General features: G+C 74.9%; 9 protein-coding genes. 3 read left to right on the forward strand and 6 right to left on the reverse strand.

Translation table 11 applies throughout. The features are described from left to right. Positions 1–248: 248 nt before the first annotated feature. The gene (locus AE652_RS23075) at positions 249–1,001 is read right to left on the reverse strand and encodes a FadR/GntR family transcriptional regulator (protein WP_234348498.1); all 753 of its coding nucleotides are present in this window, start codon (positions 999–1,001) and stop codon (positions 249–251) included. A gap of 298 nt (positions 1,002–1,299) precedes the next feature. On the opposite strand from AE652_RS23075, the gene AE652_RS23080 reads away from it, so the two are divergent. Next, positions 1,300–2,838: an APC family permease gene (locus AE652_RS23080; protein WP_049654537.1), complete on the forward strand. Its 1,539-nt coding sequence runs from the start codon at positions 1,300–1,302 to the stop codon at positions 2,836–2,838. Between the two features lie 68 nt (positions 2,839–2,906). After that, positions 2,907–4,064 (forward strand): CoA transferase, encoded by a 1,158-nt coding sequence (locus AE652_RS23085; protein ID WP_234348500.1) that lies wholly within the window; start codon positions 2,907–2,909, stop codon positions 4,062–4,064. 224 nt (positions 4,065–4,288) lie between these two features. On the opposite strand, the gene AE652_RS23090 is transcribed toward AE652_RS23085, so the two are convergent. From AE652_RS23090 to AE652_RS23110, 5 genes are all read right to left on the reverse strand, one after another. Beyond that, complete coding sequence (locus AE652_RS23090) at positions 4,289–5,341, reverse strand: membrane protein (protein ID WP_049654540.1); 1,053 nt, start codon at positions 5,339–5,341, stop codon at positions 4,289–4,291. 211 nt (positions 5,342–5,552) lie between these two features. Next, a complete protein-coding gene (locus AE652_RS23095; protein WP_049654541.1) occupies positions 5,553–7,157 on the reverse strand; it encodes an alpha-amylase family glycosyl hydrolase in 1,605 nt (534 codons plus the stop codon). A 213-nt stretch (positions 7,158–7,370) separates the two neighbouring features. Beyond that, entirely contained in the window at positions 7,371–8,048 is a 678-nt protein-coding gene (locus AE652_RS23100; protein WP_049654543.1) for a bifunctional 4-hydroxy-2-oxoglutarate aldolase/2-dehydro-3-deoxy-phosphogluconate aldolase, read from the reverse strand. After that, positions 8,045–9,736 (reverse strand): amidohydrolase family protein, encoded by a 1,692-nt coding sequence (locus tag AE652_RS23105; protein ID WP_049654544.1) that lies wholly within the window; start codon positions 9,734–9,736, stop codon positions 8,045–8,047. The genes AE652_RS23100 and AE652_RS23105 overlap by 4 nt, the downstream gene beginning before the upstream one ends. Continuing rightward, entirely contained in the window at positions 9,736–11,055 is a 1,320-nt protein-coding gene (locus tag AE652_RS23110) for an alanine racemase (protein ID WP_234348499.1), read from the reverse strand. The genes AE652_RS23105 and AE652_RS23110 overlap by 1 nt, the downstream gene beginning before the upstream one ends. Positions 11,056–11,297: 242 nt before the next feature. On the opposite strand from AE652_RS23110, the gene AE652_RS23115 reads away from it, so the two are divergent. Further along, a partial coding sequence (locus tag AE652_RS23115) for a PfkB family carbohydrate kinase (protein ID WP_049654545.1) occupies positions 11,298–11,615 on the forward strand: 318 nt, incomplete at its 3' end.

Raw genomic sequence — 11,615 nt, forward strand, 5'->3', positions numbered from 1 at the left:
CGCGGCCGCCCGCAGGCCGTCCAGTTCGGCGAGCACCGCGTCGACGGCGGCGGCGACCTGTCGGGCGCAGCGCTCGACGGCGGCGGGCCCGCCGAGGGCTCGGGCAACGGGCAGGGCGGGGCTGGACGCGCTGGTCATGACGGCTCCGGCGGCGAGGGAGGGTTCCGGCGGCAACGGACTTCCGGCAACGGACTTCCGGCGAGGGGCGGCTCCGGGAACAACGGGTTCCGGGAGCAACGGGCCCCGGCTCAGCCGTCGTCCGCCAACTCCAGGTGCCGCCGGACCAGATGGTGGACGCAGGCCACCGCGTGCGCCTCGGCCGCGGCCCGGGCGCCGGCCGCGTCGCCGGCCAGCACCGCGACCAGGATCTCCCGGTGCTGCTCGGCGAAGCGCTCCTGGTCCGGCCCGTGCGGGGCGGGCAGCCAGAGCAGCGGCCCGAGTTCGGCCTGGAGCCGGACGGCGAGCTGGGTGAGCCGCACCGACTGGGCGGCGACGGCGAGTTCGATGTGGAAGCGGGCGTCGGCGCGGCACCGCTCGGCGGGCCCGGCGGCGTCGCGCAGGTCGTGCACCAGCCGGGTGAGCCTGGGGCCGAGGTCGGCCGGGGCGCGTTCGGCGGCGAGCCGGGCGGCGGTGCCGAAGACGGCCAGCTCCTCGTCGCCGAGGTCGCGCAGGTCGACGGTGGCGAGGTCGCGCAGCCGGGCGAGCTGGAGGTGCTGGGAGCCCTCGGCGGGGGTGCGGACGAAGCTGCCGCCGTTGCGGCCGCGCCGGGTCTCGATCAGCCCGGCCTCGCGGAGCAGGGCGAGGGCCTCGCGGACGGTGCCGTTGGCGACGCCGAGCTGGTCGGCGAGGTCGTTCTCGCTGGGCAGTTGGTCCCCGTCCGCGACCAGCCCGAGGGCGATCGCCTCGGTGATCCGGCGGGCCACCGCGTCGGCGCGCCCGAGGTCGGCGAGCGGCGCGAGGACGGCGCTGAGCAGCGGGGTCGCACTGCCGATGGTCGTCACACCGCCCCCTCCTCGATCACCGTCGCCGGGTCGCCCGCCGCCGGATCACCCGCCTCCGGATGAGCGTCCCCGAACCGCCGCCTCCGAACCGCCGACTCCGGATCACCGTCCGACCGGATGTTTCCCGCAGGGTACCTCCCGGTCGAGCGCGCACCCTTGCCGCTAGAAACTCAATCTCGTATGTTCTCCCGCAGCCTCGGCCCGAACAGCACCCCGCAGCACTCCCCCACGCATCACGACGACGCGTCACAACGACGCGTCCTGACGACGCATCACGACACGTTCCCAGGAGCAGGTCATGACCGATGCCAGTGCCCGTGCCACCGCCCACTCCCCCGACCCGGACGCCGAACGGCTGGCCGCCCTCGGCTACACCTCCGAGTTCAAGCGCGACATGAGCCTCTGGGCGAACTTCTCGCTCGGCTTCACCTATCTCTCCCCCGTGGTCGGCGTGTACACACTCTTCGCCACCTCGCTCCAGACCGCCGGGCCGCCGATGGTCTGGAGCTTCCTGATCGCGGGCCTCGGCCAGCTGCTGGTGGCCCTGGTGTTCAGCGAGGTGGTCGCCCAGTTCCCGGTGGCCGGCGGGGTGTACCCGTGGGCGCGCCGGCTCTGGGGCCGCACCTGGGGCTGGCTGACCGGCTGGGTCTACCTGCTGGCGCTGATGTCCACCATCGCGGCCGTCTCCTACGGCGCCGGCCCGTACGTGGCCGCCCTCCTGGGCGTCGAGCCGAGCACCGCGACGACCGTCTGGTGCGCGCTCGGCCTGCTGGCGCTCGCCACCGTGATCAACCTCGGCGGCACCCGGGTCCTGTCGGCGGCGGCCATGTTCGGCTTCGCCGCCGAGCTGCTCGGCGCCCTGGCGGTCGGCGCCTGGCTGCTGCTGACGCACCGCTACCACGGCCTCGGCGTGGTCTTCGACCGCTTCGGCGCGGGCGGCGACGGGAACTACGCCGACGCCTTCCTGGCCGCCGGGCTGATCGCGGTCTTCCTGTTCTTCGGCTTCGAGGCCTGCGGCGACGTCGCCGAGGAGGTGGCCGATCCGGGTCGACAGATCCCCAAGTCGATGCGGCGCACCATCTACGTCGGCGGCGCGGCGGCGATCGGGGTCAGCCTGGCCCTGGTGATGTCGATCCAGGACATCGGCGCGGTGGTCTCCGGCGACGACAAGGACCCGGTGGCCAAGGTGCTGCACGACGCCTTCGGCGCGGCCGGCGCCCGGGTGGTGATCGGCGTGGTGCTGATCTCCTTCCTGTCCTGCGTGCTGAGCCTCCAGGCGGCGGCGAGCCGGCTCGCGTACTCCTTCGCCCGGGACCGGATGATCGCGGGCAGCCGGCTGCTGGCCACCGTCTCGGGCCGGCTGCGGGTGCCGCCGTACGCGCTGCTGCTCGCCGCGGCGCTGCCCGGCGTGATCATCGTGGGCGCCTCGGCGCTCTCCGAGGGCGCCCTCACGAAGATCATCTCCTTCTCCAGCATCGGGATCTACCTGGCCTTCCAGATGGTGGTGCTGGCCGCCCTGCGGGCCCGGCTGCGCGGCTGGCGCCCGAGCGGGGACTTCCGGCTCGGCCGCTGGGGCCTGGCGGTGAACATCGGCGCGCTGGTCTACGGCGTCGCCGCGATCGTCAACATCTGCTGGGGCCGCACCCCGGACGCCGCCTGGTACGACAACTACCTGGTGCTGCTCTCGGCGGTGGTCGTGCTCGCGGCCGGCGGCCTCTACCTCCTGCTGGCCCGCCCGCACCTGCGCGGCGACGCCCCCTCGGGCGACGCGACGGCCGGTGGCGCGGCGACCGGCGGCGCGACGGCCGCGGCCGGGGCGGCCAGGGGGCGGTCGTGACCGGGCTCCCGCTGGACGGCGTCCTGGTCGCCGACTTCGGCCGGGTCCTCGCCGCGCCCTACCTGACCATGCTGCTGGCCGACCTCGGCGCCGACGTGATCAAGGTCGAGCAGCCCGGCACCGGCGACGACACCCGCGCCTGGGGCCCGCCGTACGCCCAGGGCGAGGCCACCTACTTCCTCTCCGTCAACCGCAACAAGCGCTCCCTCACCCTCGACCTGCGCGACCCGGCCGACCACGCCCGCGCCGTCGAACTCGTCCGCCGCGCCGACGTGCTGGTGGAGAACTTCCGCCCCGGCACGATGGCCCGCCACGGCCTCGGCCCGGACCGCGCCGAGGCGCTCAACCCGCGGCTGGTCTACTGCTCGATCACCGGCTTCGGCTCCGGCGAGGGCGCCGGACTGCCCGGCTACGACCTGCTGGTGCAGGCCGTCGGCGGCCTGATGTCGGTCACCGGCCCGGCCCCCGGCGAGCCGGTGAAGACCGGCGTCGCGCTGGTGGACGTCCTGACCGGACTGCACGCGGCGGTCGGCGTGCTGGCCGCGCTGCGCGAGCGCGAGGCCACCGGCCGGGGCCAGCTGGTGGAGCTGAACCTGCTCTCCACCCTGCTCTCCGGCCTGGTCAACCAGTCCGCCGGCTACACCCTGGCCGGCGCCGTGCCCGGCATCCTCGGCAACCGCCACCCGTCCGTCGCCCCGTACGAGGTGTTCACCGCCGCCGACCGCCCGCTGGTCGTCGCGGTCGGCAACGACCGGCAGTTCGCCGCGCTCTGCCGGGGCGTGGGCGCCCCCGAGCTGGCCGCCGACCCGCGCTTCGCCACCAACGCCGACCGGGTCGCGCACGTGGGCGCGCTGGCCCGCGAGCTCACCGCCCGGCTCGAACGCCGCACCGCCGCCGAGTGGTTCGCGGTCCTCACCCTGCTCGGCGTGCCCTGCGGACCGGTCAACGACCTGGCCGGGGCCTTCGCCCTCGCCGACTCGCTCGGCCTGCGCCCGCGGGCGCCGTTGCCCGGCCCGGACGGCCGCCCGCTGGAGCTGGTCGCCAACCCGATCGGCCTCTCCCGCACCCCGCCCCGCTACCACCTGCCCCCGCCCCGGCTCGGCGAGCACACCGCCGAGCTCACCGCCTGGCTGGACGCCCCGTACGACCGACACGCCCCGCACGACCAGGACGCCCCGACCGCCCCGACCGACCCGTACGACAAGGACCCCGAGGACCGCCCATGAGCACCCCGCACCGCACCCGCACGCCAGGGTGACCCCGACGGGCACCGGCGAGATCCACACCCTGGTGGTCGGCCAGGCCCTCATCGGGCAGGCGGCGTACCGCCAGGCGCGTACGGGGGGACGCCGAGGCCCGCGTCCGGCTTGTCCAGGGCCGGGCGCGGGCCGCCGATCCCCACCCGGTGCCGATGCCCGCGGCACCCGGTGAAGCCTTCCGAGGGGCGCGGTCAGACCGCGACCGCCTCCTCCATCTCCTCCTCGGCCTCCGCCGGCGTCTCGACCGGACGGCGCCCGCGGCCCTCGTACATCGCCGCGGCCACCAGCGCCGCACCGCCGAGCAGCAGCCAGACCAGCAGGGTCACGACGTGCCCGCCGAGGCCCGCGCCGCCGTCGAAGTACATGATGCTGCGCGCGCCCTCCAGGAAGCCGGCGCCGGTCCAGAAGCCGTGCAGGCCGCCGAAGAACCCGTTCTGCAGCTCGGGCCGGTAGATGCCGCCGGAGGAGGTGAAGTTCAGCATCACGAACAGCACCATCAGGGCCAGCGTGGTCCACTTCTTCAGGAAGCTGTGCAGGCCGATGCCGATCAGCACGATGCCCGCCGAGTAGAGCCAGCCCAGCGCCCAGATCGCCGCGTAGCCGTGGTCGACCACGTGGAAGACCGGCCCGGCGGTGACGATGCCGATCACGCTGACCGCCAGCGAGACCGCCACCCCGACCAGCGCCCGGACCGCCATGCTCAGCCCCGCGCCGGCGGCGCCGATCACCGCGACGCTGGCGTAGGAGCCGATGCTCAGTGCGACCAGCAGGAAGAACAGGCCCTGTCCGGTCGGGTCGCCCGCGGCTGGCGTGGTCAGGTCGGTGACGTGCAGCGGCACGCCCTGCCGGTCGGTGACGTTGGTGAACACCGCCGTGGCGGCCACCACCGAGGTGTCCGAGTTCCCCTTGGCGACGATCAGCTCGGGGCTCTTGGCGTCCGGCACGAAGGCGCCCACCAGGTCCCGGTCGCGCAGCTGCTGCTCGGCGGCGGCCCGGTCGTCCACGGTGCGGACGTCGAGCGCGTTCCCGGCCTTGCCCTGGATGGCCTGCGCCAGGCCCTGCGCCTGCGGCGTGGTGCCGACCACCGCCACCTTGAGGTGGTGGGGCTCGGGCTGGTGGAAGGCGCCCTGGTAGGCGAGCGCCATCCCCAGGCACATCAGCAGCGGGGTGATCAGGTGGACGGCCAGGTGCTTGAGCGAGTGCCCCAGGGTGGGCGCTGCGGCGGGGTTCCGGGGTGTGCTCATGGCGTTCGTACCGTCCTCCGGTGGCGTGTCTGTCAGCTTGATCATGAAGGTGGCAAATACAACCAATGAGGGTGGTAAATGCAACCATCTATCGATGTAGCTTACAACTATCCGACACCGATCGGAAGCCGGGCCCCGAACAGGACCCGGCTCCCCGCCGCACTCGGCCCGGCTACCGCACCCGCACGCGGCCCGACCGGCCCGACCGCACTCAGCCCAGCTCGAACACCCCGTACGAGAACCCGTCCGCCCGCAGCTCCCCGTCCGCGACCCGCACGCCCTGCACCTCCAGCGGCCGGACGCCCGGTGCCGACGGGACGCCCTCCGGCAGGCCCGGCAGCCGGACGGACGCCGGCTCCCGGCGCGGATTGACCGCCACCAGGTACCGCCCGGCCCGGGTGTACACCAGCGGGTAGCCGGCGTGCCGGACCTCCACCCCGCCGGCCGCGCCCAGCCCCGGGTGCGCCCGGCGCAGCGCGATCAGCCGCCGGACGGTGTGCAGCAGCGAGGTCGGGTCGGCACGCTGGGAGAGCACGTCCGGACGGTGCGGGTCCGGGTCCACCGGCAGGTACAGCCGCTCGGGCGGGGCGCTGGAGAAGCCGGCGGTGGGACCGGGCGTCCACTGCATCGGGGTGCGCGAGCCGGCCCGGTTGAACCGCGGCCCGAGGACGCCGCCCTCGGTGTCGGGCAGGCCCGGCAGGTAGCGCATGCCGATCTCGTCGCCGTAGTAGACCGCCGGGAGGGTGGGCCAGGTGAGCAGGAAGGCGAAGGCGGGGGCGAGCTGCTCCGCGGTGCGCGGGCCGGTGGCCAGCCGGGAGAAGTCGTGGTTGGCGGTGGGCAGCACGATCCGCCCGCCGCCCTCGGTGAGTTCGGCGGCGGAGCGCCAGGCGTCCAGGAAGGGCTGCGGGGTGCCCCGGCCCTCGGCCTCGAAGTAGCAGGCCTCCTGGTGCCAGAACTCCTCGACCGTCCCGCCGTTGTTGTTCCAGAGCGAGCGCAGCGGCAGGCCGTGGTCCGCGCCGCCGAAGTGCAGGAAGAAGTCGGCGTGGAAGCCGGCCGTGACGGCGGCGGCCGGGTCGCCCCACTCGGCGAGCAGGACGGCCTCGGGGTGGGCGCGGTCCAGCCAGTCGCGCAGCTCGGTCCAGAGCTTGGCGGTCTCCACCTTGCCGGGGTCGTCCTTGACCAGCGAGTAGGCCATGTCCACCCGGAAGCCGGACACCCCGAGGCCGAGCCAGTGCGCCATGATCGCGCGCAGCGCCGCCCGGTTGGCGCGCGGGCCGTCCGCGTCCACCGACTGCCGCCAGGGCTCCTCGGAACTGCCGCGCGCGTAGCCGAAGTTGAGCGCGGGCTGACAGTCGAAGAAGTTCGGCAGGTACCAGCCGGGGCGGCTGCCGGGCGAGGCGACGAAGCCGTCCACCGGGCGGTCGGACCAGATGTACCGGTGGTCGGACGGGTCCTCGGCGGAGGCCAGGAACCAGGGGTGGCGGTCGGACGTGTGCCCGGCCACCAGGTCCAGCAGGACCCGGATGCCCTTGCCGCGGGCGGCCTCCACCAGGGCGGCCAGGTCCTCGGTGCTGCCGTAGCGCGGGGCCGGGGTGAGGTAGTCGGCGACGTCGTACCCGGCGTCGCGGAACGGCGAGGCGAAGCAGGGGTTGAGCCAGACGGTGTCGACGCCGAGCCAGGCGAGGTGGTCCAGGTGCTCGGCGATGCCGGCGAAGTCGCCGATGCCGTCGCCGTCGGAGTCGGCGAAGCTCTGGGGGTAGATCTGGTACAGCACGGCGTCGGCGAGCCAGTCGGGGCCGGGGCGGGTCGAGGTCATGGGCGGTTCCTCCTGCCGGGTCCGGGGCCCGGGGCTGGCCGGGCGGGGAGGGGCTGGGCCGGGACGGGCTCGGCCGGGGCCGAGCCGGGTGCCCCCGATTCTCGTCCAATCCCGGCCGTCCCGACAGCCCGCCTCGCCACGCCGCAGACGCCGATGCCCCGCCGCGAACACCGACAGCCCGACTGCGCCCCCGCCGCAGACGCCGACGACCCGCTACGCCCCCGCCGCCCCGGCGCAGGCCGCCGTGAACGCCCGGGCCCGCCGGGTGATCTCCGCCCAGTCCCCCGCCGCGACCACGTCCGGCGGCACCACGTCCGTCCCCGCGCAGACCGCGAGCGCGCCGTGCGCCAGGAACTCGGCGGCGTTGCCCGCGTTCACCCCGCCGGAGGCCACCAGCGGCACGTCGGGGTACGGGCCGCGCAGGTCCTTGAAGTAGCCGGGGCCGAACGCCCGGGCCGGGAAGATCTTGACGGCGGCGGCCCCGAGGTCCACCGCGTGCGCCACCTCGGTCGGGGTGAGCGCCCCGAGCACCACCGGCACCCCGGCGGCGGCCGCCGCCTCGGCGACCTCGGGGCGGCAGCCGGGGGTGACCAGGAAGGACGCCCCCGCCTCGACCCCGCGCCGCGCCTGCTCGGCGGTCAGCACCGTTCCGACGCCGACCCGCCAGCCGGCCTTCGAGGCCCGGAGCAGATGGTCCGTCACATCCGGTGTGGTGTAGGTGAATTCGGTCAGGTTGATGCCGCCCTCGGCGAGGGCGGCGCAGAGCGCGGCGGCGTCCGGGATCCGGGGTGCGCGGACCACCGCGATCACCGGTTCGTCGCGCAGTCCGGAAAGCCCGGTCGGAACGGAAGGGTCGGAGGAGAGGTCGGTCGGAGCGGACAGCTCGGTCATATGGCCAGGGTTCCTCGGTCGGTTCGGCGCAGGGCACGCCCGGGTCGGGCGCCGGTGGTGCGGCCCTCCCGGACGACGGCGCTGCCGTTGACGTACACGTACTCGATGCCCTCGGCGGGCAGCCGGGGGTCCTCGAAGGTGGCGGCGTCCCGGACCTTCCCGGGGTCGAGGAGCACCAGGTCGGCGTGGTGGCCGGGGGCGATCCGGCCCCGCCGGTCCAGCCCCAGCCGGGCGGCGGGGCGGCCGGTCATCCGGGCGATCGTCTCCTCCAGCGCGAGAACTCCCAACTCCCGGCTGTAGTGGCCGAGGTAGCGCGGGAAGGTGCCCCAGGCGCGCGGGTGCGGCCGGGCGCCGACCAGCAGTCCGTCGCTGCCGACGGTGTGCGCGCGGTGGCGCATGATCGCCCGGACGTTCTCCTCGTGCCCGACGTGCTGGAGGATCGTGGTGGCCAGCCCGTCCCGGCGCAGCAGGTCCAGGAAGACCTCGGTGCCGGTCCGCCGCTCCTCGACGGCCAGTTCGGCGACGGTGCGGCCGACCGTCCCGGCGAGCGGGGCCGAGCCGACGCCGGAGATCTGGATCGTCGCCCAGTCGGTGACCACCCCGTGGCAGCCGTCGCTGCCCTTCTCCTCCACCTCGTACCGGATCCTCGCGCACTGCGCGGGGTCGTCGAGCCGCGCCAGCGTCGCGGCCGGGCCGCCCTCGGTGGCCCAACTCGGCAGCAGGGCGGCCAGGGTGGTGGAGCCGGGCAGGTAGGGGTAGCTGTCCAGGGTGAGGTCGACGCCGTCGGCGAGCGCCCGGTCGAGGAGCTCCAGCAGCTCGCCGGCCCGGCCCCGGTTGACCCCGAAGTTCATCGTGGCGTGGGTCAGGTGCAGCGCGCAGCCGCTCCGCCGGGCGATCTCCACCATCTCCGCGTAGCCCTCCAACGCCCCTTCGCCGTACGAGCGTTGGTGCGGGGCGTGGAAGCCGCCGTAGGCCGCGACGACGGTGCACAGCTCGACCAGCTCGGCGGTGTCCGCGTACATCCCGGGGGTGTAGCTGAGGCCGCTGGACATGCCGACCGCGCCGTCCAGCAGGCTCTTCGCCAGCACCTGCCGCATCCGGTCGAGTTCGCCGGGGGTCGGCGGACGGTTGGCCCAGCCCATGACGAGCATCCGCAGCGTGCCGTGCGGGACGAGGTAGCAGGCGTTGACGGCGACGCCGCTGCGGTCGATCCGGTCGAGGTAGCCGGCGACGTCCCGCCAGTCCCAGTCGAAGCCGTCCGGATCGCCGTTCCAGCCCGCGAGTTGGCGGCGCAGCGCGGCCAGTGTGGTGTCGTCGACCGGGGCGTAGGACAGGCCGTCCTGGCCGAGGACCTCGCAGGTGACGCCCTGGGTGACCTTGGCCGGGTGCTCGGGTTCGCGCAGCAGGGCGAGGTCGGAGTGGGCGTGCATGTCGATGAAGCCGGGGGCCAGTACCAGCCCGTCGGCGTCCACCACCTCGGCCGTGCCGAGGCCCTTGCCGATCCCGCCGATCCCACCGATCCCGCCGGTCCCGCCGCCCTCACCGGACTCGGCGATCTCCGCGATCTCGACGATCAGGCCGTCGGCGATCCGGACGTCCGCCCGGTAGCGCTCCGCGCCGGTGCCGTCCACCACGGTGGCGCCCCGGAAGACCGTCGCGCCCCCGCGGGCCGCTCTCTCCCCGGGCATCAGAAGAACGTCCTGACCAGGCCGGTGACCTTCGGCTCGGCCGCGTCCGCGGAGTCCAGCACCGGGATCGCCGTCCACTTGTCGAAGGCGGTGCAGGGGTGCGAGACGCCCAGCCGCAGCACGGCGCCGATCGGCGCGAGGTCGCCCGCGTCCCGCAGGAAGGCGTGCTGGTCGTTGAGTGCCGTGATCCGGGCCGCCGTTCCGGTCAACTCGGCGCCGCCGCGCACCCGTTGCGGCTCCGGCAGGCCCTCGTCGAAGGGCAGGTCGCGCTTGCCGGCGTCCAGCAGCGCGAGCTGCGGCTCGGGCCGGGAGACGACCCGGGCCCAGCCGTGCAGCGCGCCGCGGAACGGCGTCCGCCCGCCGTCCCGGGCCAGCGGCGAGATGCCCCGGTAGAAGCCGTCGTCGTGGGCGATGTACGCGCCCGAGCGCAGCACCGTGAACGACTCCGGCAGGTTCGCCAACTCCTCGACCACCAGGTCGAAGTAGGCGCTGCCGCCGGCCGAGACCACCGGCGGGGTGCCGTCCGGGTAGGCGCTCGCCAGCCGGCCGTGCAGCTCGCCGAGCTCCCGCAGGTAGCCGCGGACAGCGGCCAGTCCCTCGGCCGAGGCGTCGTGCGCGATCGCGCCCACCTCGGGGATGCCGGTGAAGGAGTCACCGATGCCCGCCAGTCGCAGGGTGGGGGCGCGCAGCACCGCGGCGGCGACCTCGACGGCGGCGTCCGCACCGCGGGCGCCGGTCCGCCCGCCGGGGCCGCCGAGCTCGACCAGCACCTCGACCGGCCGTTCGGCCCCGGCGGCGCGCAGCGCCTCGTCCATCAGCCGCACGCTCTCGACGGAGTCGACCCAGGAGAGGAAGGCGAAGTCCGGGTCGGCGGCGAGCTCGTCGGCGAGCCAGGCCAGTCCGGCCGGGTCGAGCAGGGCGTTGGCGAGCAGGATGCGCTGGACCCCGAAGGCCCGGGCGATCCGCACCTGCGGCAGGTTGGCGAGGGTGATGCCGTGGCTTCCGGCGTCGAGCTGCGCCTGCCAGAGGGCGGGCGCCATGGTGGTCTTGCCGTGCGGGGCGAGCGCGACGCCCGCCTTGGCGCACCAGTCGGCCATGGTGCGGACGTTGTGGTCGAGGGCGGCGCCGTCGAGGGTGAGCAGCGGGGTGCCGAGCGAGGAGAGGGTGGGGCCGGTGGCGAGCCACTCCCGCGTGCTGCGGCCCCACGACTGCGGCGGAGCGGCTTTGAACCGCCAGTCGAGCGGTTCGTCGGCCAGGGCCGCCACCGCTCCCCGGGCGATCCCCGGCCCGGTACCGCTGCTTGCGAAGGTCTGCTCCACCGTGTTCCTCCATCCGCACAGGTTGCAACATGCGCAACGAGGGTTGCACATGCTGGCAACACGGTTCTAGCATCGGCGCCGGATCACGGTCAACGGACCGGGCTCCCGGTCGACGGGGTCGGCTCACGTGCGGTGCTCGCGGAGAACGCGGTGCTCACGGACGAACGCGGCGTTCACGCGCCACGGAGTCGGCCCGGTGGGCCCGCTCTCGACGGAACGGCCGCAGACGAGGAGCCCCGCACATGCCGCGACAGGACACCCAGGGCCCGACCCGCCCCGGCGCTCCCCCGACGGCCGTGTGCGTGGGCGAGTCGATGGCCGTCCTGCTGCCGGACCGCCCGGGCCCGCTGGAGTCTGTGGAGAGCTTCCGGCTCTCGGTCGGCGGCGCGGAGTCCAACGTGGCGGGCGCGCTGGCCGCGCACGGCGTGCCGACCGCCTGGATCAGCCGGGTCGGCGACGACGGCTTCGGCCGCCGGCTGCTCGCCGAGGTCGCCGCCCGCGGCGTGGACGTCTCGGCGGTCGCGGTCGACCCGCACCGCCCGACCGGCCTCTACCTGAAG

The organism is Kitasatospora sp. MY 5-36, from assembly GCF_001182915.1.
GTDB lineage: Bacteria > Actinomycetota > Actinomycetes > Streptomycetales > Streptomycetaceae > Kitasatospora.

Excerpts from the sequence above, each read along its gene's own strand:
- AE652_RS23080 (WP_049654537.1), top strand. The coding sequence starts at position 1,300 with ATGACCGATGCCAGTGCCCGTGCCACCGCCCACTCCCCCGACCCGGAC.
- AE652_RS23085 (WP_234348500.1), top strand. The coding sequence starts at position 2,907 with ATGCTGCTGGCCGACCTCGGCGCCGACGTGATCAAGGTCGAGCAGCCC.
- AE652_RS23090 (WP_049654540.1), bottom strand. The coding sequence starts at position 5,341 with ATGAGCACACCCCGGAACCCCGCCGCAGCGCCCACCCTGGGGCACTCG.
- AE652_RS23095 (WP_049654541.1), bottom strand. The coding sequence starts at position 7,157 with ATGACCTCGACCCGCCCCGGCCCCGACTGGCTCGCCGACGCCGTGCTG.
- AE652_RS23100 (WP_049654543.1), bottom strand. The coding sequence starts at position 8,048 with ATGACCGAGCTGTCCGCTCCGACCGACCTCTCCTCCGACCCTTCCGTT.
- AE652_RS23105 (WP_049654544.1), bottom strand. The coding sequence starts at position 9,736 with ATGCCCGGGGAGAGAGCGGCCCGCGGGGGCGCGACGGTCTTCCGGGGC.